Genomic DNA, 25,489 nt, shown 5'->3' on the forward strand with positions numbered 1-25,489 from the left:
TATACTCGCATGAAGACGGGGCAACGCATGGAACCAGTTTTCTGCAAGGCCGGGATGGGCAAAGCTGTGGTCGCAAAACCGCCTGATGCGGCATCGACAGTTGTCGCTCTGACCCAAGCTTCAAAGATCTATGGGACCTTCGCGGCGTTGCGGAGTGTTTCGCTCGAGCTTGCTGCAGGAAGCTGCACGGTTGTGCTGGGCGAGAATGGCGCTGGAAAATCGACGCTGCTGCGCCTGATTGCCGGGCTGATTACACCAACTCGCGGCACGGTGACGACCTTCGGAGGCTCACCGCAGGAACAGCGCCGGCGTATTGCCTACATGAGCCATGCACCGATGCTCTACGACGAGCTTTCGGCGATGGAGAATCTAAAGTACTTCGCCTCCCTGCACCGTGATGAGGGATGTGACTGTGTGGCGAGTCCGGAGATGGCGCTGCGGGCAGTGGGGATGGATCCGAAGCTGACGCGGCCGGTCGGGCAATACTCGCAGGGAATGCGTCAGCGTACGTCGCTGGCCCGGGTGCTGCAGGCTGATCCTGAGTTGCTGCTGCTGGATGAACCCTTCTCCAATCTCGATGTGGGCTCGGCAGGGCACATGGTGGAGTTGCTGACGGACTTCAGGACCTGGCCCGTTGCTGGTGGGGGCAAACGGACTATTGTGATGACGACGCATCAGGCTCGGCTTGCCGATCCGCTGGCTGATGTGACGGTGACGATGCGGGCGGGGCAGGTGGTTGGGGTGGATGCGCGGGTGATGTCGCACCAATGAAGACTCATGGAAAGACGAACGCTGCACGGCTGCTGGACTCGCTTGGGATTGCGTATGAGCTGAGGCCATACGAGGTGGACCTTGAGGATCTGACGGCGATCTCGGTTGCAAAGAAGATTGGCATGCCGGCAGAGCAGGTCTTCAAGACGTTGCTTTCAGACACGGCTCCGGGCGGGCACGTCTTTGCAGTGATTCCCGGAAATGAGGAGCTGGACCTGAAGAAGCTTGCGATTGCCGCTGGTGCGAAGAAGGCGGAGCTTGCCTCGCTGAAAGAGGTTGAGCCGCTGACGGGCTACGTGCGTGGCGGCGTCACGGTGATGGGCGCGAAGAAAGCCTTTCCGGCGTTTGCCGACGAGACGATTGAGCTGTTTGACGTAATCTCGGTATCAGCTGGGTTGCGGGGATTGCAATTGGTTATGGCTCCGGCGGACTACCTGCGGGCGGCTGAGGCTTCTGTGGCAGACCTGACCAAGGCTGTGACGCGATGACGTACCTGCGCCATGTGCTCGATCACCTGCGGAAGGATCTGCGACTGGAGTGGCGCTCGCGCGATTCGATCAATGGGATGCTGTTCTTCGCGCTGCTTGTGGTGATCGTCTTCAGCCTGGCGTTTGAGCCGACGGCTGCGGAGTCACGGCGAATTGCGGGCGGAATTCTGTGGGTGGCGATCCTCTTTGCGACGATTACGGCCCTGAACCAGGCATGGACCCGGGAGCAGCGTAACCATGTGCTGGACGCCCAACGCATGGCTCCCTCGCCACCATCGACGCTGTTTCTGGGCAAAGTGCTGGCGAATATGCTGTTCGTGTCGCTGGTCGAGGCTGTGCTGGCGCCGCTCTTCATCATCTTCTACAACCTGCATGCGCTGGGCAATGTGTGGCTGCTGGCGGCGGTGATGCCTCTGGGGACTTGGGCGCTGGTGTGCAATGGGACGTTTTTTGCGGCACTCGGCTTGCGGACGAGGAATCGAGAGTTGATGTTGCCGCTGGTACTGCTGCCGATCTCTTTACCGGCGCTGCTGGCGATGATCCAGGCGGCTACCGGGATTCTGACGGCGGAGCTCGACCCAATTCAGATCGGGTCGTGGATTCGATTGCTGGCGGGGTATGACTTGATCTTTACGATCGTGTGCCTGCTCTTGTTCGATACTGTGCTCAGCGCCGAATGAAGGCTGCCGAATAGCGGACATTCTGACGCTATGCAGCCCGGAACGCGCGTAAACTAGACGCATTATGCAGCAGCGCCCACAGACGGTCAGTTCTATGCAACTCGTCGGGATCTCCTGGTTTCTGATGACGCTTGCCGTGCTTGCGATCGGTTTTCGGCAGGCTATCTTTCTGTCTCCAACAGATGCCAATCAGGGCGATGTAGGCCGGACGTTTTACTATCACGTCCCTACCGCCATGCTGAGCCTGCTGTTCCCCTACATCAATTTTGCGGCTTCGCTGGCGTTCCTTTACTGGAGACGGCGCGATCCTTTGAAGGCTTTGACCGCTGATGCGCTAGCCGTGACCTCGGCTGAAGTGGCTGTTATCTATTCGAGTATCTGTTTGATCACCGGCAGCATCTGGGGTCGCGCTGTGTGGGGTATCTGGTGGACGTGGGATCCGCGACTGACCAGTATGCTGCTGCTCTGGCTGCTTTATGTGGCCTACCTGATTACGCGCCGACTTTCGGCGACTGGACAAACTTCTACGCTGGCTGCAGTGCTTTCGATCTTCGCGGCAGTGGATGTGCCAATCGTGTATATGTCCATTCGTTGGTGGCGGACGCAGCATCCTGCGCCGGTCTTTGGCGGTGGCCCGGACTCTGGAATCGATAAGTCGATGATGCCTGCCTTCGTGTGGAATATCGTGGCTTGGGCAGCCTGGGGCATCTTCCTTTGTGGCTTTCGGTTTGCACTTGAACGACGTCGACAGCTTGCAGAGCAGGATGCCGCGCTGAATGCACTTGAAGCATCGCTGGAGTTGGCACAATGACCTGGCACAGTTTCTTCAGCCTGAGCACGATGGAAAGTCGACATCTGCTCGCCTCGTATGCTGTGGTCTTTTTACTTCAGGGCGGGTATTTCGGTTGGGTTGCGTGGAACTGGCGACTCTCAAAGAAGCCGCGTAGCTAGACTCTCCAAGCTGCAAAAAAGCAACGAAGCCGCGACAAATCGTCTCGGCTTCGTTGTCCGAGGAGGGCTACTGATGACGCGTTCGTCGCTCAAGGACGTTACGCCTCAGTTGGTCGAACCCTGCTCCGGACAAAAGGTTTCGCGAAAGCTCATATCTTTCTAGCATCGCGAAGTGCTCATAAAGCCTTTGTGGGGGCGTATGCATCTTGATGCCGGATAAATGGCAGAGGGGAAGTGTATGCCGAGGCTTGTCCCCCTACATGACCACAAGGTTATACGTTATGGGCGGATTCCAATCGTGCTGTATCGGCAGAGCTGCCGCCTCACGAGTGGATGGCGCGCCTGCCATCCACAGGCTGATGCCAAGTTGACGAGAAGTCGCCGTATTGCAACGAGGCTGATCGTCCTTCAACGCTTGAGAACTAGCGGCAGGCTTGCGGGTGGTGGCTACCATCGCTAGACTCGCAGAAGTGACGATTCCCCGATCCAACTGCTTCACCTCCAAATACTTGGCTGCTGCAGCGCCGCTCTTGTTGCTTGCGAGTGTGGGGTGTCGACGCTCGGGGTTTCCTGACGTTCCGAATGGCTATCGCGAGTTTGCCTATGTGAGCAATGGGGCGAACAACACCGTCAGCATTCTGGACCTTGTGTATCTGCGGCAGGATCGGACGGTGCGCGTGGGGGGCAATCCGTCCGGGCTTGCGGTGAATCCGGTTCGGGATGAGGTGTATGTCGTCAACTCGCAGTCAGGTTCGGTGTCGGTGATCGACACGGTGAAAAACGATGTGGTGGCGACGATTCCGGTGGGGCGTCAGCCTTACTTCATCAGCGTGGATGCGGCCGGGCAGCGAGGGTTTGTGGCTAATTCCGCGGCTAACAGCGTGAGTGTGATTGACCTGGAGCATCGGCGAGTTCTGGCTACGGTCGGAGCCGGGGAGCAGCCGGGGGTGGCGAAGATCTCGCCTGACTCGCGGACGCTGGTGGTGAGCAACCGCGGGAGTGGGAGTGTGTCGGTCTTTGCGGTGGGGGAGGATGTAAGGGCCAGCCCGCAACTGCGGCTTCGTGCGAGCTTTTCGGGGTGTCCAGGTGCTACGGACGTGGCGATCCTGCCGGACTCTTCGAAGGCCTTTGTGGCTTGCTCGGGGGGGCACCAGGTGATGGCCGTGGGGCTTGCGGCGGAGGCTGGATCGTGGGCGGCGAAGCATGATGCTTCCCTGCTGACGGATCGGTTTCTGACGCTTCTCGATGTGGGGACTACACCGGTTCACCTCGCGCTGAAGCCGGATGGGGGCGAGATCTTCGTGTCGAACTTCGGGTCGGACAGCATCTCGGAGATCGCTACGGGGACCAATGAGGTTGGCGGGACGACGATGATCGGGACAAAGCCTAATGGGGGGATCGTCAGCGCGGACAATGGGACGCTCTGGGTGACGAACTTCGGGTCGGACTCGATCAGCCTGTACAGCATCGATGATGGGCGGGTTGAGGCCAGCATCCATACGGGGTCGGCTCCAGATGTTCTGGCCTTCTCGGCAGATGAGCACCTGCTACTGGCTACGGACGCTCACTCGGGCGATGTTTCGGTGATCCGGACACAGGGCAAGCAGGGTGCTGCGCTGTTCACGATCATGCCTGCGGGTGGGTCTCCTAACGGGATTGTGGTGAAGGCTATGCAGGGTAAGTAATTTCCTTCCCAGGTCCTAAAGTGTTCATTCTAAAGGCGAAAGTACAGGAAGTCTGTAAAGTCTTGATTTTGTTCGTAAAGCATTCAAAGTAAAGGTGGTTATCTACACGGGGGACGCACTTTGTTTTGAGGTGAGGTGAGGACCGGTCTGACTGATTGATAGGTGCAAAATTCCCAGCGAGGGCGAAAGCCAAAAGCGACCGCAGCTTCTTCGACTTCGCTCAAGATGACCGTGCTGGGGTGGGTTAAAGCCTCCCTAGTGGGTTAGAGCTGACGGGCGAGGACGAGAGTGATGTCGTCGGGCTGTTCGTCGGCTCCGATCCAGGCGTCGAGGGCCTGCATGACCTGGGCGGAGATGATGTGGAGCGGCTCGTCGCGATAGCGGGTGACTACCTCGATAAGGCGTTCTTCGCCGAAGTCGCCAAAGTCGTTTTCGGGTTCGGTGACGCCGTCGGAGTAGGCGATGAGGATGTCGCCGACGCTCATCCTGAAGCGACCTTCTTCGTATTGCATGCCGTCCATGAGGCCGACGACGGTGCCCCCGCAGTCGAGGCGGCGGATGGAGTTGTCGCGGCCCAGGAGAAAGGGCGGTAACTGGCCGGCGTTTGAGTAGGTGAGCCAGGCGGAGGCGGCGTCGTAGTGGGCGAGGAAGAGGGTGGCGTACTTCTCAGGCTGGGTGCTGCGATAGAGGTGACGGTTGAGGAGCGACATGATGCGGCCGGGGGACTCGAAGAGTTCGCCGGAGTCGCCGGAGCGACCGTCGCGGCTGGCGGTTAGCCCGGCTACGGAGGAAGCAGAGTAGACCACCGCTTCGCTGGCAAACCGATAGGCACGGACGGCGGAGTGGAGGGTAGCCATAAGGAGGGCGGCAGAGATTCCCTTGCCGCTGATGTCGCCGAGGGCAATGCCGACGCCGGTCTCGACTCGCTTCTCAGAGGCTTCGAGGTCATCTTTATAGAAGACGAGAAAGTCGTAGTAGTCACCGCTGACGGAGCGTGCGGGGCGGCAGACACCGTGGAGTTCGAGGGTGGGCAGGTCGCGGACTGCGGTGGGAAAGAGGTTGGCCTGGACCTCCTGGGCGATGGAGAGTTCGTTCTGGAGGCGCTCTTTCTCCTGCTGCTCTTCGAGGAGGCGCTGGAGGGAGACGGTCATGCGGTTGAAGGAGCGGCTGAGCTCGGCCAGCTGGTCGGTACGGGAGACGGCGATGCGGTGATGGAGGTCGCCTCGGTCGATGGAGAGGGTGGCCTCGTAGAGGTCGTGGACGGAGGCGGTCATGGTGCGGCTCATGCGCATGGCCATGACGAGGGCGAGGAGTTCGATCAGGGTAAAGATGATGCAGAGGACGATAAGCCCAACGCGGATGGTGGAGGTGACGATGCCGCCCAGCGAGGCTCCGAAGAGCTGAAGGTAGAGGAGCGACGGGCGGGAGTCGACGTTGATGGGAACGCCGTCGGACTTGCCTGTCTCCCAATCGGTGACGGCGAGGGTGGAGAAGAAGTGGACGGGGATATCAATGACGTTGAGTGAGGGTGGCTGGGTTCCGCCGGAGACGAGGTGGGAGCGCGACGAGAAAGGCCGCTCTTTTTTGCGATTGGAAGCCAAGACCTCTTCTGCCGTTTTCTCGGAGGAGATAGCAGCGCGACCCAGGCCGTCGGAGATGAAGTCCATGACGCCGCTATCGACGGGGAGACTGCTGAGGAGGGTGAAGAGGCGGCCATCGGCGAGGCGTTGCTGGTTGACGGCGACGAGATAGGTATCGCCACCGTCGAGGACGAGCGAACGGAAGCTACCGTTCTTTAGGTCGACTGCCCAGGCTGGCAGCCCGAGGGGTACGGTGGGGTGGGCGGAGGAGGTGGGCAGGGTAAAGGGCGTGCCGTTGACGAAGGCTTCGAGGTGGCGGTGGAGGCGTGGGCCTTTGATGGTGCTGGCGGCGGCGCGCTCGGAGTCGCTGAGATCCTGCGAGCGAGATCTTGATTCCGAGTCTGACTTGAGGCCGAAGATGGGCACGATGCGGGCGACGAGGGCGGAGTTATCGGCGCTCATCTGGTCGAGTTCGGCCTGGACGCGGGTGTCGGCGAGGTGAATGGAGAACTGGCCGGCGGCGATGTAGGCCGAGATGGTGACGAGGGTGATGCCGAGGACGACGGGCGCGAGGCCGATGAGCAGGTAGGTAAGGATGAGCTTGTTGCGGAGGCTCCAGAGCATGCGGTTGCGGATGAAGCGGACGAGGAGCGGGATGGCAACGCAGGCGAGGGCGATGACGATGAGGATCTGAAGGACGCCGAAGAAGGTCCCGATGGCTCCCCGGACGAAGGTGAGAAGCCAGGAGAGGAAGAAGGAGACGACAAGCCAGAGGGCGGCTCCGGCGAGGCCGTCGTGGGGGGTGCGTTGGAACAAGCTCTGCAGGGTTGCGCGGATCGAGTTCGGCATGCTTCGGTCAGCCCTCCTGCTCAGCCTGGCGTGCCAGTCGGAGGGTATAACGGGTCGCCGAAAAGTGTGCTCCGGCGAGAAGCAGAAGGCCGGAGAGGAAGGCCCACATCATGAGGCCTACCGATATATAGAAGGGACCGTAGACGGACTGGAAGTCGAGCCACGGGAGGGCGAGGATGTAGAGGTGTTTTGCTCCTTCCCAGAGGAGGCCGACGACGATGGCCGTGGGGAGGACGGCGCGGGCCGGGACGGAGCGGTTGGGCAGAACCCAATAAATAAGGAAGAAGAGAAGGATGCTGGCGATGCCAGCGAAGATCTTCATGGCGCTGTAGGCGAAGTAGCGGAAGACGACGTTGTCGGTGTGGCCGAAGAAGATCCACGTGATGACGGTGGTGTGACCGGCCGTGAGGGCGACGGAGGCCATGGCGAGTGCGCCGACGGCAAAGGCGAGGCCGATGGAGACGATCTGGTTGCGGAGGTAGGAGCGGTTCTCTTTGACTCCCCAGACGCTATTGAGGGCAACTTCGAGGGGAAGGAAGACGCCGGTCGAGGTGACGAGGAGCATGACGAGCGAGAAGAGTTGGGTGCCCTTGCGCGGATGGGCGAGCATGGCCATGTTGCGCATGACGAAGTCCTGACCGACGGGGAGGAAGCTCTTCATCAGGTCGGCGACGACCGACTCCATGGCGCGGGAGTGGAGGACCTGGCGGCAGATGGTGAGCAGGAGAACGATGAAGGGGAAGAGCGAGAAGATGACGTTTGCTGCGACCGAGAAGGCATAGGTGTGGACCTCGGTCTTGATCATGTAACAGAAGAGGGCGACGAACTGGCTCCAGAGGCCGTTGCGGCGAACGGTGGGGCGCAGGTCTTCTACCGGGACGTCTGGCGTGACGAGGTCCTTCGGTTCGGGGGGTGGTGGTGCGGGCTGGGAAACTATGGACGGCATGGGCTGTAGTTTGTCTAACCGATGCTAACAGGGTGGGGCAAGGGGAAGACTCGGGGGGCGGTACAAGCAAAAGCAAAATGCGGAGGTTCTTCGCCTCGCTCAGGATGACAGTTTTATAAGTTGCTTGATAGCCCATTGAGCGTGCTCGGCGAGGATCGGGTCTTCGCTGGTCTGCCAGGCCTCGAGTTGGGGGAGGAAGGCTGGGTTGCCGCTGTTGCCCATGGCGATGGCAACGTTGCGGTGGAGGCGGTGGCGTTTGGTGCGTTCGAGGGGGGAGCCTTTGAAGTGGCGCTTGAAGGTGGCGGCGTCCATCTGGGCGAGCCATTCGAGGGCTGGATTGATGAGTTCGGGAAGGGGTCCGGTTCCCTTGCCCGAGGCGATGGGGGCTTTGCGGTTCCAGGGGCAGACGTCCTGGCAGATGTCGCAGCCGAAGACCTGACGGCCTATAAGGGGGCGGAGGGATTCGGGGATGGTACCTTTTTTCTCGATGGTGAGGTAGGCGATGCAGAGGGAGGCGTCCATCTGGTGGGGGGCGATGAGGGCGTTGGTGGGGCAGGCGTCGATGCAGCGGGTGCAGGAGCCGCAGCGGTCTTGTGCCTCGAGCGAAATGACGGATTCGGGAAGGGCTAGCGAGGTGACGATGACGCCCAGGAGGAGCCAGGAGCCGAGTTGCTGGTTGAGGATGCAGGTGTTCTTGCCGACCCAGCCTACTCCGGACTTTGCGGCATAGCTGCGCTCGATGAGGGGGCCGGTGTCGACGTAGCAGCGGGTCTCGCAGGTGGTTTGCTGCAGCAGGCCTGCTTCGATTTGGCGGAGACGGGCCAGGAGGTCATCGTGGTAGTCGGAGGGTTCGGAATCTTTTCCAGACCATGCATAGCGGGCGATCCAGCCGGTGGTGTCGGGTGCGGGGTCGATGGAGCGGGGGGCGTCGGCGTTGTAGTTGATGGCGCAGACGATGATGGAGCGGGCCCAGGGGATGGCGACCTGGACGGCGGTGCGGAGGAGGGTTCCCTGCTCGTCGCGGCGCTTGAGGTAGTCCATCTCGCCTGCGTGGCCGGCGGCGACCCAGGTGGTGAAGCGCTCGGCGGTCTCGGTGCCGGTGCTTGTGGCGGAGGCGATGCCGGTGGTGTCGAAGCCCGCGGATGCGGCTAGTTCGAGCACGCGCTGGTGGAGGGTTGGGGTCCACTCGGCTGGCATGGGGGCTTCCATGACTTTATAGGAACACGTCTGGGGGAGAACGAGGGTCCAGCGGGTGCTGAACCCTCGTGTGCGGCGGTGAGGCTACTGGTTTTTGCAGGCCTTGTCGTTGGTGACGCCGGTGAGCTTCTGGTTGGCGGCGGTGAGGGTACGGCTATAGCAGTTGCCGAGGGTATCGCTGCTCTTGTAGGTGGCGGTGGTCTTACCTATGCCAGCGGCGCTCAGGGCTCCGGCAGCGGTGAATTGGAGGGTGTCTGTGGAGTTGACCGCTTCCCTGGTCTTGCTCTCGTAGAGGAGGAAGCCGTCGAGGCTCTTGGTTTCGTTGAGGATGTTCTTCTGGTCGGAGGTGACGACCTGGGTCTGGGTGCCGTCGGAGTTGAGGAGGAAGGAGTAGTCGAGGGTGAGCGGGAAGGAGATGGTCTTGTGGTCCTGCTCGACGAGGAATCCGTCGCGTGTGGTGGTGTTGGCATCGACGGTGCTGGTCTGGACCATGTTCTGGATCTCAGGTGCGCCGATCTTTGCGTTGACGTTGAAGGTGCCGGTGCTGTTGAAGTCGACCTTCTGCTCGACGGTGGTTTCGATGCGACCGAGGGAGGTTTCGACGTAGCCCTTGATGGCGAACTTTCGCGCGGAGGCTACGGTGATGGTGCCGGTGGTGACGCCGGCGGAGGTTGTGGTCAGCTTCTCGACGACGGTGGGCTCAGGTGGGGTGAGGGTGTTGCTGACGAGAGCTCCGTTGACCTGCGACTTGAAGTGGTCGGTGTAGACGAGCAGGGTGGCGGTGGCGAGGAAGTAGCTGTTGGCGTTGTAGACGCTGACGCCGACGGTGTGCTGGTTGCCGTCGTTGAGGAGGCCGGCGAAGGGGGTGAGGTCGACCCGGTAGGGCTTGAAGTTGAGGGTCTGGACGCCGGTGATGGGCTCCCAGAGGTAGGGGTCGAGGCCGCCGGTGAAGATCCATGGGTAGACCGGGGCCACGCCTGCGGACTTGCCGTCGATGGTAATCTCGGTCTCGCGGAAGGGCGTGTTGCCGTATGCCTCGAGGTTACCGGTTTGATCGTTCGGGACGTTGAGGTACCAGAACTCATCGGTTGACTGGCTCTGGGAGATGACGTCGAGGTAAGCGCGGGTGACGTTGCGCGGGAGGGTGAGGGTCTGGGTGAGCTGGTCGGCGGTGGTGTTGAGGGTGCCCGCGTTGTTGACGATGGGCGTGATGACGCCTGCGTTTTCTACGGAGCTGATGGGGATGACGAGGTCAGGGACGGCTGGGGCAAGTGCGGCGAAGGAGGCCGGGTAGAACTCGAGCGCGGCGTTGCCGTAGATGATGCCGGTATAGGTGGAGTTGACGATGTTGTAGACGATGGCCTGGCCGGTCTGCGGAGTTTTGAGGAGAGCGGAGAGGTCGGTGACGTCGCGCTCAATGTGCCAGGAGGGGCTGAGGGCGCTGCGAGGCTCGGCGGTGGTGCCGTAGAAGATGTTGGTGTTGCCGAGGTAGAGCTGCGCGGTGCGGTCGAACTGGCGACCGGCGGTGACGGTGAAGTCGGCGGTGAGGACGATCTTTGCCCAGGGGCCGTGGCAGGAGGTGGGTGGGGTGAAGCTCATCGGCTTACCGCTGTAGTCGCCGAACTCCTGATTGGTGAGCAGAGGGACGACGCAAGGGGTGGTGGAGGGCCTGGTAACTGGCGGCTCGGCGGTGGCGGGGTTGGACGAACCGATCTGCAGGGTCGGCGGAACGACGACGACCTGGGCGCAGGCTGCACCGGCGGCGAGGAGCAGGAGGCTTGAAGAGACGAGAAGACGGCGAGAGCTGGTGAGGATCTGCACAGACACTTCCTTTCAGGGGTGATGGCGGCACGATATCACAGGTGTTGTTGTGGGAAGTTGGTTCTTCGGACGCGCTCAGGAAGACAGTTGAGGGGATGAACACAGATGCCCTTCGGGAACGACAACCAGGGCAAAAACACGATGCGGGGTCTCTCCACTTCGCGTTGCTTCGGACGAGATGAAGTCTGTTTTGGGAGGGGTGGAATGAGAGCCACGAATTTGTGGCGCTCACTCCACCCCGCCCGATCTTAGGCTAGTGGGTTGGGCTTTCTGCTGTGAAGCCGGAGCAGCAGGGTTTCATGACGGGTTGAAACTCCATCAACTCGACGCGGGTCATGTCGGGGTCGTAGAGGTTCCCTTGCCACTTGCCGTCTTTGCCCATCTGGGGCCCGTCGTGGCGGGGGCTGAGGCGGTCCTCTTTGTAGAGGGTTTGGATGGCCTGCTCCATGTTGGGGACACCGATGGAGAAATGGTTGAGGACGCCAAGCTCTCGCTGATCGACCTTCGCGATGGGCGTGGTGGAGCCGTCGCCGACCATCATGTACTCAAGCCAGTCGTGACCGTCGGGGACCTGTGCTGAGATCCAGTCGACCTTGTCGGGCTGCATCGCTCCAAACCAGTAGGGTTTGAAGCCGAGGAGGTCTTTGTAGAAGCGGTCTTCGGCGGCCTTGTCGTGGACGAGGAAGCCGACGTGGATGACGTGGGTGCCGATGGGCTTGCCGCCCGCGAGCGAAGGAGCGTGGCCGGGCTGAACGAACTGGACGACGTTGCCCTCAGGATCTTTGGTGCTGAACCAGTGGCTGCCGTCACTGGCCAGGGCGACGGGCGCGCCTGGGTCGGTGCCGTGAGCTTTGAGGTAGGAGTGCAGTGCAGGGGCGTCGGTGGTGATGAAGGCGACGCAACCGATGCGGCTGATGGAGTGGTCGGCTGGAAGCGGAAGGACCTCGACGAATTGCGTGGCGCTGAAGTAGAAGCGCTTGCCTTCCGCGGACTGGGGGTCGGGAGCTTTGACGCCGCCGAGTACGTGCCCGTAGAAGTTCTCGGAGGCTGCCGGGTCACTCGCAAAGACGCACATGTGGGAGATGCCGGTGATGGCTGGACGCTTTTGCTGAGCAAAGAGACTTGTGAGGCTGAGGGTGGCGCAGGAGGCGACAAGGGCGAGGCGCTTGAGAGAGATCATCATCGGGAGACTCACTTTTGATTTGTGGAGCGAGCAGTGCCGGATATGACGGCAAGGTTCGTTCGAGAACGGTAGCATGAGTCGGCGATCGCTGGCATGAAACGCTACTTCTCCGGAACCGTATACTGGTGCGCGAACGAGTGGCAGTTGTTTTAAGAGGATGGGTGCGGCGTGAGACAGATCAGATTGAAGACCGTAGTGATGGTTGCGACAGGTGTTTTCTGTCTTGGGACGTATAGCATTGCGCAGACTGCGGCCAAGGCGCAGGGTGACTCGAGCGTGATAGCGGTGGATGGAACGGCTACCGTGACGCGGATCGTTCCGGTACCGACAATGATCAGCCAGGAGGCGCAGAAGATGCTGGCGCGGCAGGTCTCCGATGTGGCCGTGCCGGAGACCCTGGACGTGCGACGGACCAAGACGGATACGTGGCAGGCGGGCGCGGGCGAGAAGTTTCGGAAGCTATACCCGGTGAACGTGACGTCGCAGACCATTGGTGGCGTGCCGACGAAGGTCATCATGCCCATGAACGTGCCGAAGGACAAGCAGCAGCGGGTGCTGATCAATCTGCATGGCGGCGGCTTCAACTCGGATTCGGGGTCGCTGACGGAGACGGTTCCGGTAGCGTTTATGAGCCAGACGAAGGTAGTGGCGGTGCTGTACCGACTTGCTCCGGAGCATCCCTTTCCCGCGGCTGTGGACGATGCGGTGGCGGTGTATCGTGAGTTGCTGAAGACGTACAAGCCCAGGAATATTGGCATGTTCGGGACTTCGGCCGGGGCGATTCTGACGGGCGAGGTTGCGGTGAAGCTGAAGCAGCTTGGTCTGCCGCTGCCGGGTGCGCTGGGCATCTTCTCGGGGATGGGCGACTTCAGCCAGGCTGGCGATTCGGTGGCGCTCTATGCGCTGAATGGGTTTTCAGGGCACCTCGATCCTCCGTCGGCAGAGGGGCGGGATAAGGGCTACACGGCAGATATCGATCCGAAAGATCCTGTGCTCTCGCCGATGTATGCGGATCTTCACGGCCTACCGCCGACGTTATTTATGACCAGCGGACGCGACCTGCTGCTGAGTGGGACGACGTTGTTGCATCGAGCATTTTTGAGGGCGGGCGTGGATGCGCGGCTGGTGGTGTTTGAGGCGCTGCCCCATGCTTTCTGGAATAACGAGACGCTGCCGGAGACGAAGGAAGCGGATCAGATGATGGCGGAGTTCTTCAACCGGGAGCTTGGCCGATGAACGGATGTTATGGGCAGACAGGCGACAGATTGGTCTGATGTGATGCAAACTTACAGTCATGAATAATGGAGCCCGGGAACTACAGCTAACCGATGCGATCAACGCGCTGCTCGACGCGCGAAGGACGAACACCCCTCTTACGGATCTCCCTGTCGAGTGGCAGCCGACGACGCTGGATGAAGCGTATTTCGTGCAGGATGCGATGGCTGTGGCGTATGGCGAGATAGGCGGTTGGAAGGTGGGTTCGCCGACGGCTGACGGGACACCGATCTTTGCGCCAATGCCGCGGAACTGGATCGCCCCTGCCGCCGCAGTGCTGAGCGAGCAGACGCATCGCTACCGCGGGCTGGAGGCGGAGATCGCCTTCATGATGGGCGAGGATCTGCCGCCACGGGCGACGCCGTACACCCGCGAAGAGGTTGTGGCTGCGATTGAGAGCTGCCATCCGGCGATCGAGGTGCTGGAGAGCGGGCTGGTCGACCCGGCGGCGGCGGCGCGCATGTCCATGCTGGCGGATCTGCAGATGCACGGCGGGTTTGTATACGGGCCGGCGTGTCCGGAGTGGAAGTCGATCGACTTTACGAAGGAGACGGTGACGCTGGCTGTGGATGGGCTAATCCGCGTGGAACGGACAGGATCGAACACGTCCGGCGACCTGATGCGGCTGCTGCCCTGGCTGGCGAACGAGGGTGCGGTGCGGACGGGCGGCCTGAAGGCGGGTCAATGGGTGACGACGGGGAGTTGGACGGGGAATGTGCAGGCGATCTCCGGAGCGAGTGTCGACGTGACGTTTGTTCATGCCGGGCGCGTGGGACTTCGGTTCGCATAACAGGTCTCTGAGAAAGGTTTCGCATGACGACGTATGGAGAAGGAATTGTCTTTACAGCTCCCGTAACGGAGCGGTTTGCCGAGGTGCTTACACCGGAGGCCGTAACGTTTCTTGCAGGGCTGCAGCGTGCGTTCAATGCGCGGCGCAAGGATTTGCTGGCGGCGCGGGTGGTGCGACAGGCGAGGCTCGATGCGGGGGAGCGGCCAGACTTTCTGAGTGAGACGAAGTCGATTCGCGATGCGGAGTGGACGGTCGCTCCGCTGCCTGCGGATTTGCTGGATCGGCGGGTTGAGATTACCGGGCCTGTCGAGCGGAAGATGATTATCAACGCGCTGAATTGTGGCGCGAAGGTCTTCATGGCCGACTTTGAAGATTCGACTACGCCTACGTGGGAAAACGTACTTGAAGGTCAACTGAACCTGCGCGACGCGGTGCGGCGGACGATTACGTTTGAAGATGAGAAGACCGGTAAGAGTTACAAATTGAATGAGAACCCGGCGGTGCTGTTTGTGCGGGCGCGCGGATGGCACATGGAGGAGCGGCACATGCTCGTCGATGGGGAGCCTGTGTCTGGTTCGCTGTTTGATTTTGGGCTGTACTTCTTTCATAACGCGAAGGAGTTGCTGTCGCGTGGGTCGGGGCCATACTTTTACCTGCCGAAGATGGAGAGCCATCTTGAGGCGCGGCTTTGGAACGACGCGTTTATTGCGGCGGAGGCGGCGCTGAGCGTACCAGCGGGCTCGATCAAAGGAACGGTATTGATCGAGACGATTCTTGCTACGTTCGAGATGGATGAGATTCTCTGGGAGCTAAAGGACCACTCGGCTGGCCTGAACTGTGGGCGTTGGGACTACATCTTCAGCTACATCAAGAAGTTTGCGGGTGATGTGAGCATACTGCTGCCGGATCGTGGGCAGGTGTCGATGACGACGCACTTCATGCGGAGCTATTCGAAGCTGGCGATCAAGACGTGCCATCGGCGAGGGGTGAGCGCAATGGGCGGGATGAGCGCGTTTATCCCGATCAAGAGCGACCCGGTGGCGAACGAAACGGCATTGACACAGGTGAGGGCGGACAAGGAGCGCGAGGCTACGGATGGACACGATGGAACTTGGGTTGCGCACCCGGGGCTGGTGCCGGTTGCGCTTGAGGTCTTCAATCGCGTGATGCCGCAAGCTAACCAGATCGATAAGCAGTTGCCGGATTATCATGTGACGGCGGAGGACCTGCTGCGGGTTCCTTCGGGATCGATTACGGAGGCGGGTCTGCGGCAGAATGTGGCCGTGGGGCTGGGGTATGTGGAGGCATGGCTACGCGGGATCGGATGCGTGCCACTCTTCAACCTGATGGAAGATGCGGCTACGGCTGAGATCAGCCGGGCGCAGCTTTGGCAGTGGGTCCATCATCATGCGGTGCTGGCGGATGGGCGGCCAGTGACGGCGGATTTGGTCAATGCGGCAATCGATGACGATCTTGCAGAGAAGAAGACGGTGCTGAGTGAGGAGCGATTTGTCTACTATGAACGCGCTGCTTCGTTGATGCGCGAGCTGATTGATGCGGAGAAGTTTCCGGAGTTCCTGACACTCTCCGCGTATGCAGAGGTGCTGGAGCATGAGTACGCCAGCTAGGCTGTCCTGCTCAGCTTCATGACGAGACATTTGGCGGCACCGCCTGCTTTGAGGAATTCGCTTAGATCGAGCTGGACGGTGTGGAAGCCTTTCAGCTCGAGTTGTCTGGTGAGGTGGTCGCTGATGCGGTTGAGGATGATGGTGCTGCCGATATTGACGGCGTTGCAGGCGAAGCGGAGTGCGTCTTCTTCGGTCACGACGATGCGTTTCTCGGCTGGATAGAAGGCTTCAATCTTCGCCAGAGAGGCGGCGTCGAACGCGCCGGGGTAGTAAAGGACGAAGCCTCCTTCGAGGGTGGCGAAGCAGGTGTCTAGATGGTAGAAGCGTGGGTCGATGAGGTGGAGCGAGGCCACGGCTACCGGCCATATCCCGGCAAGACGTGCGTGGCTTGCGAGCAAGGTGCGGGGGCCGTACCCAACCCAGAGCGTAAAGCCATCGGTGGAGAAGAGTGCGTCGCCTTCGCCCTCGAACGAGGTGTCGCGGGGCAGGTCGACCACGAGGTAGCCGGCTTGTTCGAACCAGGTGCGGAAGTGCTGCTCTTCTCCCTGGCGCTCGGGATGGAAGAAGCTGCTGAGCATGACGATGCCGTTGCGCTCGAGGCCAGCGTTGGCGGTGAAGACCATGTCGGGCGAGCCGCGTTGCGGCGCTACCAACTGGATGTCGGCGATGCGGGCGAGAGCCTGGTAGAGACTCTGCCACTGTGCGGTGGCGCGGTCGCGTGAGGAGGCGTGGACGTTGCCAGCCATCCATGGATTGATCACGTAGGTGACGTCGTAGAGGGTCGGCGCGCACATGAGGAAGTTTGGGCGTGCGGCTGTTTTGTACGGGATTGGGATCTCTGCGGCTGCGACGTTTGTAACGATTGCGGTGCTCATCTGCGGAGGTGCCTCTATGATGAGCCTGACAGCGCACAGGGATGTGGTCAACATGAATGATTATGCTGATTTTGCTGCATATTCATGCGAAAACGGCCGACCACTTTCGTGATCGGCCGTTGCTTATTTATGACGGATAAGGCGTTAGTTGATAGGCTGCGGCGGTGGCAGTCCCCTGCTCTCCGTGCGGACTGGTTTGTTCTTCGAGAAGAGCGCGAGGAACGTTTTCAGGATGACATAGAGGACGGGGATGAAGACCAGGTTGAGGGCGGTGGAGAGCACCATGCCGCCGACGACCGCGGTGCCCACCGAGTGACGACCATAAGCTCCGGCTCCGGTTGCGAGATAGAGCGGCATGACACCGAGGATGAAGGCGATCGAGGTCATGAGGATGGGACGAAGGCGAAGCTCCGCGGCGATGATGGCCGCTTCGATGATGGTCTTACCATGTTCAAGCTGCTGCTCTGCGAATTCGACAATGAGGATTGAGTTTTTCGCGGAGAGACCGATGAGCATGACAAGGCCGATCTGGACGTAGACGTCATCGTCGAGACCTCGGAGCGAGACAAGGGTGAGTGCTCCAAGGATGGCCATGGGGACGGCGAGCAGGATGATGAACGGGAGCGCGAAGCTCTCGTATTGTGCGGCGAGTGCGAGGTAAACAACCAGCAGGCCGAGGCCAAAGATGATAATGGCCTTGCCGCTGGACTCGATCTCTTCAAGCGCCAGACCTGTCCACGAGAAGGTCATCCCCTGGAGTTTGTTCTTGTTGAAGATCGCTTCCATGGCGGCGAGCCCCTGCCCGGAACTGAGACCGGGAGCGGGTGAGCCATCGATCTCCGCCGCGCGGAAGAGGTTGTAGTGAGAGATGACCTGCGGACCGGAGGTCTCCTCGAGAGCAACGAGGTTGTCGAGGGGGATCATCTGGTTGGAGTCAGAGCGGACGTAGTACTGGCGGAGGTCCTGCGCGTTGCGGCGGAAGAGCGAATCTGCCTGAACATACACGCGGTAGGAGCGATTGTTGAAGTCGAAGTCATTGACATAGGACGAACCCATGAAGGTCGCCATGGCAGAGGTGATCTGCGACAGTGGGACACCCATCGTCTTGGCTTTCTGACGGTCGATGGTGACCTGAAGCTGTGGATCGTTCGAGGTGAACTGGGTGTTGAGCGCGCTTAGACCCGACTTCGGATCGCGGGATTGCGCGACGATGGTGTGGGCTACGCGGTCGATATCGCCGAAGGTGTTGCGCCCTGCATCCTGCAGCATGAACTGGAAGCCGCCGACAGATCCAACACCGGCGATGGCTGGCGGCTCTGCGGCGAAGATGATGCCGCCGGGAACACCGAAGAGCTTCGGCCCGATGCGACCGACGATGTCTCGTGCGGAATGCCCTGCGCCCTTCTTCGTTCGCTCATCTACAGGTTTGAGCGGGGCGAAGATGAGGCCGGAGTTTGGCGAACTGCCGCCCGAGAGCGAGAAGCCCATGACGGAGAAGGTGCCGAAGACGTCGTCATCCTGCCGGACTAGAGCGGAGGCTCGATCGGCTACCTCTGAGGTGTAGGCAAGCGAAGCGCCGGGAGGCGTCTGGACGAGGATAAGGAAGTAGCCCTGATCCTCTGCGGGGACGAAGGCTGTAGGTACATGGTTGTACATGTAGACCGTGGCACCTAGTCCACCAAGGAAGATCAGTGCGAAGACCCAGCGCATCTTGACGATCCAGGTTACGGCGACGGCGTAGACGCTGATGACCCACTTGATGACTTTATCGATGAGGCCGAGCAGCCCGCCGTGGTGGGTCTCAGGCCGGAGCAGGATGGCTGCAAGTGCGGGTGAGAGCGTGAGTGCATTGAAGGCCGAGATCGCGATGGAGAAGGCGATGGTCAGGGAAAACTGTTTGTAGAGAATGCCGGTGGTGCCGGGAAAGAAGCTGACCGGAACGAATACCGAGATGAGCACGAGCGAGGTGGCGATGACGGCGCTGGTGACCTCAGCCATGGCGATGGATGTGGCCTGATGCGCGTCGTGCACGACTGGAGCGTCGGAGTTCGCATTGACGAGGAGATTGTCGGCTAGATGGCGCTGCACATTTTCGATGACGACGATGGCGTCGTCGACGACCAGTCCTGTGGCGAGCGTGATGCCGAAGAGGGTGAGTGAGTTGATGGAGAAGCCGAAGATCTTGATGAAGGCAAAGGTTCCGATGAGGGAGACCGGGATGGTGACCGCGGGAATGATGGTCGCGCGCCAGTCCTGCAGGAAGAGGAAGATGACGACGATGACGATGATGATTGCTTCGCCGATGGTCGTCTCGACCTCTCTGATGGAGTCGCTGACGACGGTCGTGGTGTCGACGGCGATGACGTAATCCATGCCGGGCGGGAAGGATTTGCGGAGTTCTGTGAGGACGGCGCGGCACTGTCTGTCGACGTCGAGGGCATTGGCGTTGGAGAGCTGCTGGACACCGACGCCGACGGCATCGCCGCCCGAGAATTTCAGGTCGGTGTTGTAGTTCTCGGCGCCGATCTCGGCACGGCCTACATCCTTGAGGAGGACGATTCCGTTGGCGGTGGCGCTGTTCTTGATGATGATGTTTTCGAACTGGCGCGGGTCCGAGAGACGACCAACGACGCGGACGGCCATCTGGAAGCTTTGTTTATCGTCACCGGGTGGCAGGCCTAGCTGACCGGCGGCTACCTCTACGTTCTGCTCCGAGAGAGCGTTGGTTACGTCGAGTGCGGTGAGGCTGCGAGCGGCTAGCTTGTTCGGATCCAGCCATAGACGCATGGCGTACTTGCGCTCGCCGAAGATAACGACTGCGCCCACACCGGGTACACGCTTGAGGGCGTCCGCTACATAGACATCGAGGTAGTTCGAGATGAAGGCTGGGGAGAGGCTTTTGTCGGGTGAGACGAAGCCGGCTGCGAGCACGAAGTTGCTGTTTGCCTTGGTGATCGTGATGCCGGTGTTGTTGACGGTGGCGGGCAGGCGGCCCTGTGCGGAGGCGACACGGTTCTGTACGTCGACGGCAGCGATCGAAAGATCGTAGCCAGTCTGGAAGGTGATAGTGATGGCGGAGGTGCCGTCGTTCGAGCTGGTCGAACTGATGTAGCGCATGCCTTCGACGCCGTTGATGGACTGCTCGAGGATGATGGTGACGGCGGACTCGACGTCTTTGGCGTTGGCACCGATGTAGTTCGAGGTGACGATGACCTGCGGCGGAGCGAGCTGCGGATAGAGCGAAATCGGCAGGGTCGGGATACAGACGGCACCGGCAAGAATGATGAGCAGGGCGCAGACTGTAGCAAAGATCGGACGACGAATGAAGAAATCTACCAAAACGAACCCCTGTGGAGCGGCTGGCTCCCGCGAAGCATGGGGAGGATGAAACGAAGCGGCAGGAGGGGTTGTCCCGACCCACCGAAGAGCAGACAAGACTAGCTCAGCGGTTGAACCGGTGCGCCTTCCTGAAGGAACTGAATGCTGGAGAGGATGACCTTATCTCCTTGCTTCAGGCCGCTAAGAACGGGATAGTTGTTGCCGAAGGTTTCGCCAACGGTTACGGCGACCTGATGCGCTGAGTAGCCGCCATGTGCCGAAGGGACCGCAACATAGACGAAGGGTTGACCGCCTACACGGACGACCGCAAGCACAGGGACGACAGGCTGCGAGGCGGTGTTCCAGGTAACACGGGCGTTGACGAGTTGCAGATTGCGGAGGCGCTGGGCCGTTCGCGGAATCTCAGCCTTGGCGAGAATGCTTTGTAGTCCGTTATCCACCTGCGGCGAGAGAAAGCTGATGGAGGAGTGCGCGAGAACCTCGCCCGAAGCATCGAGGATGTCGATCGGGAGACCGGGGCGCACGAGCGAGGCACGCTCAGTCGGCAGATAGATGTACGCTTCCAGGTCTGCGTTCTCATCGACCGTGGTGAGTACGGTGGTGGGCGAGACGTAGTCGCCGAGATGGACCGGGATGTCGCCGATCACGCCGGCGAAGGGTGCGCGGATCTGGTAGTAGGCGAGCTGCTGCTGCTGGGTGGTGGTGAGGGCTGCGTTTGCCTCATAGTCACCCTTGGAATTCTGGAAGGCCTGAATTGCCTGATCGTAGGCGTCACGTGAGGTGACCCCGGCTTCGAAGAGCTTGCGCTGACGCTCAACTTCGGTCTGGTTATATTGGTAGACAGCTTGCTTCTGAGCCTGGGTTCCCTGTTGCGACTGGACGGCAGCAGTCTGCTTCAGTGGGTCGATCTGCATGAGCAGCTGACCGGCGCGGACGGCATCGCCGGATTTGACGAGGATGCGCGTGATGTTGCCATCGACCTGCGGCTGCATGGTCGAGGTGCGACGGCTCTTGATGGTCGCGACATAGGTATCGCGACTGGGCACGTCGGTGAGCGAGACTGGTGCGACTTTGACGGGCATCGCCTGGGGAGGAGGTGCGACCGGAGCAGGCTTGGAGCAACCGACGGTCAAAACAGAGGCACAAATAAGCAGCGGCAGGGCGCGAAGATTCAATAGGTGAGGCAATTTACTTCTCCTTGTAACTCTGTGAAACCGTAACTTTGTGCAACCTGTAACCATGACTCATCCGACTCTATGACGAAGTACAAAGACTGGCGAACGTACGCAGCGCAACGCTTGCAAACGCCAAACTTGATTCAGGCCGCAGTGACGGCCACTGTTCAGTCGACAGTCTGTTCCTCAAAGTATTCAGTAACTGGTTTAGATGAGGCAGCCTAGCGCGTCGATGCGTTTCTTCGGGCCCGCTTCTAAAGTATTGGAGGGCCAGTCCCAAATGCAACCGGTCTGGGCAAACGGCGCAAGCTAATCGCTGAAAGCAAACGGGTTAAAGTCCGCCTGGCGGTCGAAGGTGTCCACCTTTTCTGCTGCCTTAAGGCCGTTGATGATGAGATAGGTGAGCGGTGTGGCAACCACCTCATAGCCGACCTTAAGAAGGTATCCCGTGACGATGATGTTGATGAGGGTGTGGACGGGATAAATACCGGCGAAGGTGAGGGTAATGACCAGGACCGTATCGACGGCCTGGCCAACAACGGTCGAACCGATGGTCCGCGTCCACAGCTTGCGACCGTTTGTCAGGAGCTTGAGCCGCGACATGGTGTAGGAGTTTGCGAACTCACCGGCCCAGAAAGCGACAAGACTGGCGGCCAGCATGCGCGGAATGAAGCCGAAGACCGTCGCAAATGCCTGTTGGTTCTTCCAGCCCGGAGCAGCGGGTAGCGCGATGACGAGCGCTCCCATGAGGTAGAGGAGTGAGGTTCCGAAGAAGCCAAGCCAGATCGCGCGACGGGAGGCTGCGAAGCCGTAGACTTCGGTGAAGACGTCGCCAAAGATATAGGTGATGGGGAAGAGCAGAATCGCTCCGCTGACCGCAAAGGGGCCGATCTGGCAGACCTTCTGGGCGACGAGGTTTGAGACGAGCAGGATGACGACGAAGCCGGTCGTGAGTGCGTCGAGGTATTTGAAGCGTTGTGGCGACATTGGCATGGTGGGTTAGCGGTAAGCTTTCCTGATCATAAGAGCAGCATCGGGAAAGCCGGAAATTTTGACACTTGGCGGGGATGTTGGTAGCGTTAGGAATGACGAGGGCGCAAGTTCGTGCCGTCGTGCTCTGTAGCGTCCCCGTCGTCTAGCCCGGCTCAGGACACCGCCCTTTCACGGCGTTGACACGGGTTCAAATCCCGTCGGGGACGCCAAATAAAGCGATAGCCTATATATTTCGACGGCTGTTCCTATCGTGTCAACACTGCGAAGCGCCGGCAACTTGAGTGATAAGCTGACTTATGAAATTTCGCGTGTTTGCGACCCGGGTTCAACCCGCTCCGCCTCCCTCGCCGATGCGACTTGAGATCATGTTGGTGGAAGATCTTCCAGTTGTTGCAGGGCATGAATTAGCTACATTTCGTCGGGCATTCGATCAGCTTGAGCGCGTCACCTCGACCCTCGCTGACTCGGATATCAATGTGCGCTTTAAGAGCGCGATCCTGGCTACATGCGACAGAGCCATGCGCGATGCGAACGTAAAGAAGACGTCCGAGATGATCGTCGACATCGACCGCAAGCAACTTCGCTTGCTTGACTTTCTGCCACTGTAGAACTGAACGCGAAGGCAATTCGTGACGGTTCTAGCCGAATGTGTTTTCAAAGATGTATGGCGTGCGCATCGGACGTGAGAGCATCGCGTTTGCCTCGTCGTCGTGATTAAAGCGCTCGCGTTCCGGGTCCCAGTGAAGGTGGCGTTTCGTCTTCATCGCGATGTGATGCAGCAGGCAGGTGGAGCAGGCGCGGTGACCGATCTCAACGGGTGCGGTCGGTTGCTTGCGGGTACGAATGCACTCGAGCCAGTTAGCATGCTGCTCTGTTGCGGTGTAGAGGTGGATCTCGTCGGGACCGATGACGGAGTCGAGAATTTTAGGGTCGCTGGCGACTAGAGGCTCGATCTTGACCTTGTCCCCTGGCTTGGCGGTGGGTGATGCCTGCTCGTCGCGTGTGACGAAGAGCGAACCCTTGGTGCCGTACCACTTGATACCGTTCGGGAAGTCGCCGGAGATGTCCATCGTGACACCATTGGCGTAGATGGCATGGGTTAGAAACTTGCCGTGGACATTCCAGAGGCCATGTGTGGGGAACTCGGCCGTGCCCCAGATCTCGACCGGTCCCGTGTGCTCGGTGTTCATGCCCCAGTGGGCCGTATCGACGTGGTGCGCGCCCCAGCCGGTGATCATGCCTGCTCCGAACTGCTCCATACGGAGCCAGCCCGGACGATCGAACCCCTCGAGCGGCATCACTCGATCGACGGTGTACGGCACATTCGGCGTCGAGCCGAGCCAGGCGTCGTAGTTGAAGTCGGAGGGGATCGGCATAGGCGCTGGGTCGCCGCCCGCGGGATCGCCGGGCAGGCCGATCTCTACATGCTTCACTTCGCCGATGCGGCCGTTGCGAACCAGCTCGCAGGCGCGGTGGAACTGCTTCCATGAGCGCTGCTGACTGCCGATCTGCAGGATTTGCCCGGTCGACTGGACGGTGTCGCTGAGGTAACGACCCTCTGCGATGGTGAGCGATGCCGGCTTTTGCAGATATACGTCTTTACCGGCGCGGACAGCTGCGGCTGCGATCAGCGCGTGCTGATGGTCCGGCGTGCTGATCACGACGGCGTCGATATCCTTGTTGGCCAGAAGCTCGTTGTAGTTGTGGTAGCCGGTGACCCCGTCGTAGGGCTTGCCCGTCTTCTTGGTATAGAAGTCGTTGACGAACTGCTTTCCCTCATCCACGCGATGTCCGGCTAGATCGCATACGGCCATGATGCGTGCGCCGTCCACCTTGAGAATGGCCGGCATGTCATGCACGCGCGAGATGCGGCCGACGCCGATAGCACCGACGTTGATCTGCTTGCTCGGAGCCATCTGCCCGAATACGGATGAGGGCAAAATGGTTGGAAATCCAACTGCTACCGCCGCTCCTGCTGTCTTCACAAAGGTGCGGCGAGATATTGCGCTCTTTTGTGCCAGAGTCATGCTATGCCTCCCTTTGTTCCTAAGCGCTCAGGTGAACGAGCTTCGCGTTCTTTTGCGCCTTGATGACAAGCTCTGCGGCAAGCAGGCATTGCGTCTGGTCCTGCGCGATGTGCGTTCGGTTCACAACGTCCGCTACAAATTGTGGACCGAATGGCAGAGTGAGATTGTTGCAGTCGATGTAGCGCGATTGATTCTTGTCGACGATGAAGAGATTGTTCCCGGACTTGCTGACGGCTACGTTGGTGTACTTGCGCACCTCGATGTAGCCCTGCGTGCCGAGGATGAACAGTCGGCCATCGCCCCATGTTCCGAGACCATCGGGGGTGAACCAATCTAGCCGCACATAGCCGAGTCCGCGATTGCCGCGCAGAACCATGTCGCCGAAGTCCTGGAACTTTGGGTGTTGCGGATGATTGACGTTCGCGATCTGCGATTCGACAATGTCGGCTTCGGTGGAGCCTGTGTAGTAGAGAAATTGATCGACCTGGTGGGAGCCGATGTCGCAGAGAATGCCGCCGTAGAGTTCCGGTTCCCAGAACCAGTCGGGCCGTCCTGTGCCACCGCCCATGTCGCCGCCGTGGCCTTGTACAACCTGATGCGGTGCGATGTTGATCGTCTGAATCACCTTGCCGATGGCGCCGGCCTGTACGAGTTCACCTGCCTTCACGGCGGCTTTTACTTCGAGGCGTTCGCTGTACATGATCGCGTAGATCCGCTTGGTCTCGGTGATGGTCTTGCGCACCTCGGCTAGTTGCTCGAGGGTCGTGATGCCGGGCTTGTCGCTAAGGTAGTCCTTGCCATGCTTCATCACGCGAACGCCCAGGGGGGCGCGTTGGTTGGCGACCTGGGAGCTGAGTACGAGTTGGATCGATGGGTCATTCAGGATCTCATCCTGCGTTGCCACCATCTTCACGTCGGGATAGCGCTTCTTGAAGGCCTCGATCTTATCCGGCTCAGATCCCCATGCTGCGACCAGAACGCCACCGCCCCGCTGGATCGCTCCTGTCATGCCGTAGATGTGATCGTGGCTCATGCCGCACACGGCAAACTTGATGGAGTACTTCGGCTTGGCATCGGCATCCTGAGATGGCTCCACCGCTTCGTGCACAATGTGGCCATCCCCGGGGTGCAGGCCGAAAGCAGCCTCGGGGAGTGCGGACATCATACCCATGCCGCCTACCGTCTTAAGAAACGAACGCCTGTTTACCGAGTCCATCGTCATCCTTGCTCCTTCGT

Annotated in this window: 20 protein-coding genes and 1 tRNA gene; 10 read left to right on the forward strand and 11 right to left on the reverse strand. The window is 60.3% G+C overall.

The features are described from left to right. The first annotated feature begins 27 nt into the window (after positions 1 to 27). From OHL20_RS01765 to OHL20_RS01785, 5 genes are all read left to right on the forward strand, one after another. On the forward strand, positions 28 to 771 hold the full coding sequence (locus tag OHL20_RS01765; RefSeq protein WP_263381499.1) for an ABC transporter ATP-binding protein: 744 nt from the start codon (positions 28 to 30) through the stop codon (positions 769 to 771). Then, positions 768 to 1,259, forward strand: coding sequence for a Cys-tRNA(Pro) deacylase (gene ybaK / locus OHL20_RS01770; protein WP_263381500.1), 492 nt, complete (start codon positions 768 to 770; stop codon positions 1,257 to 1,259). The genes OHL20_RS01765 and ybaK overlap by 4 nt, the downstream gene beginning before the upstream one ends. Continuing rightward, entirely contained in the window at positions 1,256 to 1,939 is a 684-nt protein-coding gene (locus OHL20_RS01775) for a heme exporter protein CcmB (protein WP_263381501.1), read from the forward strand. Before ybaK ends, OHL20_RS01775 begins: the two co-directional genes overlap by 4 nt. A 64-nt stretch (positions 1,940 to 2,003) precedes the next feature. Then, the gene (locus OHL20_RS01780) at positions 2,004 to 2,750 is read left to right on the forward strand and encodes a cytochrome c biogenesis protein (RefSeq protein ID WP_263381502.1); all 747 of its coding nucleotides are present in this window, start codon (positions 2,004 to 2,006) and stop codon (positions 2,748 to 2,750) included. Between the two features lie 583 nt (positions 2,751 to 3,333). Beyond that, on the forward strand, positions 3,334 to 4,575 hold the full coding sequence (locus OHL20_RS01785) for a YncE family protein (protein ID WP_263381503.1): 1,242 nt from the start codon (positions 3,334 to 3,336) through the stop codon (positions 4,573 to 4,575). Between the two features lie 263 nt (positions 4,576 to 4,838). On the opposite strand, the gene OHL20_RS01790 is transcribed toward OHL20_RS01785, so the two are convergent. From OHL20_RS01790 to OHL20_RS01810, 5 genes are all read right to left on the reverse strand, one after another. Continuing rightward, positions 4,839 to 7,004: a PP2C family protein-serine/threonine phosphatase gene (locus tag OHL20_RS01790; protein ID WP_263381504.1), complete on the reverse strand. Its 2,166-nt coding sequence runs from the start codon at positions 7,002 to 7,004 to the stop codon at positions 4,839 to 4,841. Positions 7,005 to 7,011: 7 nt separating this feature from the next. Continuing rightward, positions 7,012 to 7,950, reverse strand: coding sequence for a YihY/virulence factor BrkB family protein (locus OHL20_RS01795; RefSeq protein ID WP_263381505.1), 939 nt, complete (start codon positions 7,948 to 7,950; stop codon positions 7,012 to 7,014). A gap of 99 nt (positions 7,951 to 8,049) precedes the next feature. Beyond that, positions 8,050 to 9,147 (reverse strand): tRNA epoxyqueuosine(34) reductase QueG, encoded by a 1,098-nt coding sequence (queG, locus tag OHL20_RS01800; RefSeq protein WP_263381506.1) that lies wholly within the window; start codon positions 9,145 to 9,147, stop codon positions 8,050 to 8,052. An 84-nt stretch (positions 9,148 to 9,231) separates the two neighbouring features. Then, on the reverse strand, positions 9,232 to 10,968 hold the full coding sequence (locus OHL20_RS01805; protein ID WP_263381507.1) for a peptide-N4-asparagine amidase: 1,737 nt from the start codon (positions 10,966 to 10,968) through the stop codon (positions 9,232 to 9,234). Positions 10,969 to 11,221: 253 nt separating this feature from the next. Then, on the reverse strand, positions 11,222 to 12,151 hold the full coding sequence (locus OHL20_RS01810; protein ID WP_263381508.1) for a VOC family protein: 930 nt from the start codon (positions 12,149 to 12,151) through the stop codon (positions 11,222 to 11,224). Positions 12,152 to 12,319: 168 nt separating this feature from the next. Between OHL20_RS01810 and OHL20_RS01815 the strand changes: the two genes are divergently transcribed. From OHL20_RS01815 to aceB, 3 genes are read left to right on the forward strand one after another with little or no spacing between them, the layout of a single operon-like run. Next, positions 12,320 to 13,387: an alpha/beta hydrolase gene (locus OHL20_RS01815; protein ID WP_263381509.1), complete on the forward strand. Its 1,068-nt coding sequence runs from the start codon at positions 12,320 to 12,322 to the stop codon at positions 13,385 to 13,387. A 58-nt stretch (positions 13,388 to 13,445) separates the two neighbouring features. Next, the gene (locus tag OHL20_RS01820; protein ID WP_263381510.1) at positions 13,446 to 14,216 is read left to right on the forward strand and encodes a 2-keto-4-pentenoate hydratase; all 771 of its coding nucleotides are present in this window, start codon (positions 13,446 to 13,448) and stop codon (positions 14,214 to 14,216) included. Positions 14,217 to 14,239: 23 nt separating this feature from the next. Next, entirely contained in the window at positions 14,240 to 15,844 is a 1,605-nt protein-coding gene (aceB, locus tag OHL20_RS01825; protein WP_263381511.1) for a malate synthase A, read from the forward strand. Here aceB and OHL20_RS01830 read toward each other — a convergent pair. The 4 genes from OHL20_RS01830 to OHL20_RS01845 all read right to left on the reverse strand — a co-directional run bounded on the left by OHL20_RS01830 (position 15,841) and on the right by OHL20_RS01845 (position 22,220). After that, positions 15,841 to 16,719, reverse strand: coding sequence for a dimethylarginine dimethylaminohydrolase family protein (locus tag OHL20_RS01830; protein WP_263381512.1), 879 nt, complete (start codon positions 16,717 to 16,719; stop codon positions 15,841 to 15,843). The genes aceB and OHL20_RS01830 overlap by 4 nt on opposite strands. 144 nt (positions 16,720 to 16,863) lie before the next feature. Next, positions 16,864 to 20,058, reverse strand: a complete 3,195-nt coding sequence (locus OHL20_RS01835; RefSeq protein ID WP_263381513.1) for an efflux RND transporter permease subunit — start codon at positions 20,056 to 20,058, stop codon at positions 16,864 to 16,866. 98 nt (positions 20,059 to 20,156) lie between these two features. Further along, positions 20,157 to 21,245: an efflux RND transporter periplasmic adaptor subunit gene (locus OHL20_RS01840; RefSeq protein WP_263381514.1), complete on the reverse strand. Its 1,089-nt coding sequence runs from the start codon at positions 21,243 to 21,245 to the stop codon at positions 20,157 to 20,159. Positions 21,246 to 21,542: 297 nt separating this feature from the next. After that, positions 21,543 to 22,220, reverse strand: a complete 678-nt coding sequence (locus OHL20_RS01845; RefSeq protein ID WP_263381515.1) for a queuosine precursor transporter — start codon at positions 22,218 to 22,220, stop codon at positions 21,543 to 21,545. Positions 22,221 to 22,357: 137 nt separating this feature from the next. Between OHL20_RS01845 and OHL20_RS01850 the strand changes: the two genes are divergently transcribed. Together OHL20_RS01850 and OHL20_RS01855 are read left to right on the forward strand one after the other, a co-directional pair. Further along, positions 22,358 to 22,435, forward strand: a tRNA-Glu gene (locus OHL20_RS01850). Positions 22,436 to 22,522: 87 nt separating this feature from the next. Then, positions 22,523 to 22,834 (forward strand): hypothetical protein, encoded by a 312-nt coding sequence (locus OHL20_RS01855; protein ID WP_263381516.1) that lies wholly within the window; start codon positions 22,523 to 22,525, stop codon positions 22,832 to 22,834. Between the two features lie 30 nt (positions 22,835 to 22,864). Here the strand turns inward: OHL20_RS01855 and OHL20_RS01860 are convergent, their stop codons facing one another. Together OHL20_RS01860 and OHL20_RS01865 are read right to left on the reverse strand one after the other, a co-directional pair. Next, complete coding sequence (locus OHL20_RS01860; protein WP_263381517.1) at positions 22,865 to 24,253, reverse strand: Gfo/Idh/MocA family protein; 1,389 nt, start codon at positions 24,251 to 24,253, stop codon at positions 22,865 to 22,867. 19 nt (positions 24,254 to 24,272) lie between these two features. Beyond that, a complete protein-coding gene (locus OHL20_RS01865) occupies positions 24,273 to 25,475 on the reverse strand; it encodes a Gfo/Idh/MocA family protein (RefSeq protein ID WP_263381518.1) in 1,203 nt (400 codons plus the stop codon). Between the last annotated feature and the right edge of the window lie 14 nt (positions 25,476 to 25,489).

The organism is Granulicella arctica (genome assembly GCF_025685605.1).
GTDB classification, from domain to species: domain Bacteria; phylum Acidobacteriota; class Terriglobia; order Terriglobales; family Acidobacteriaceae; genus Edaphobacter; species Edaphobacter arcticus.

What these genes read in the sequence shown, in the direction of transcription:
- OHL20_RS01765 (WP_263381499.1), top strand. Translation starts at nt 28, where the DNA reads ATGGAACCAGTTTTCTGCAAGGCCGGGATGGGCAAAGCTGTGGTCGCA.
- ybaK (WP_263381500.1), top strand. Translation starts at nt 768, where the DNA reads ATGAAGACTCATGGAAAGACGAACGCTGCACGGCTGCTGGACTCGCTT.
- OHL20_RS01775 (WP_263381501.1), top strand. Translation starts at nt 1,256, where the DNA reads ATGACGTACCTGCGCCATGTGCTCGATCACCTGCGGAAGGATCTGCGA.
- OHL20_RS01780 (WP_263381502.1), top strand. Translation starts at nt 2,004, where the DNA reads ATGCAGCAGCGCCCACAGACGGTCAGTTCTATGCAACTCGTCGGGATC.
- OHL20_RS01790 (WP_263381504.1), bottom strand. Translation starts at nt 7,004, where the DNA reads ATGCCGAACTCGATCCGCGCAACCCTGCAGAGCTTGTTCCAACGCACC.
- OHL20_RS01795 (WP_263381505.1), bottom strand. Translation starts at nt 7,950, where the DNA reads ATGCCGTCCATAGTTTCCCAGCCCGCACCACCACCCCCCGAACCGAAG.
- queG (WP_263381506.1), bottom strand. Translation starts at nt 9,147, where the DNA reads ATGCCAGCCGAGTGGACCCCAACCCTCCACCAGCGCGTGCTCGAACTA.
- OHL20_RS01810 (WP_263381508.1), bottom strand. Translation starts at nt 12,151, where the DNA reads ATGATGATCTCTCTCAAGCGCCTCGCCCTTGTCGCCTCCTGCGCCACC.
- OHL20_RS01820 (WP_263381510.1), top strand. Translation starts at nt 13,446, where the DNA reads ATGAATAATGGAGCCCGGGAACTACAGCTAACCGATGCGATCAACGCG.
- aceB (WP_263381511.1), top strand. Translation starts at nt 14,240, where the DNA reads ATGACGACGTATGGAGAAGGAATTGTCTTTACAGCTCCCGTAACGGAG.
- OHL20_RS01830 (WP_263381512.1), bottom strand. Translation starts at nt 16,719, where the DNA reads ATGAGCACCGCAATCGTTACAAACGTCGCAGCCGCAGAGATCCCAATC.
- OHL20_RS01845 (WP_263381515.1), bottom strand. Translation starts at nt 22,220, where the DNA reads ATGTCGCCACAACGCTTCAAATACCTCGACGCACTCACGACCGGCTTC.
- OHL20_RS01855 (WP_263381516.1), top strand. Translation starts at nt 22,523, where the DNA reads ATGAAATTTCGCGTGTTTGCGACCCGGGTTCAACCCGCTCCGCCTCCC.
- OHL20_RS01860 (WP_263381517.1), bottom strand. Translation starts at nt 24,253, where the DNA reads ATGACTCTGGCACAAAAGAGCGCAATATCTCGCCGCACCTTTGTGAAG.
- OHL20_RS01865 (WP_263381518.1), bottom strand. Translation starts at nt 25,475, where the DNA reads ATGACGATGGACTCGGTAAACAGGCGTTCGTTTCTTAAGACGGTAGGC.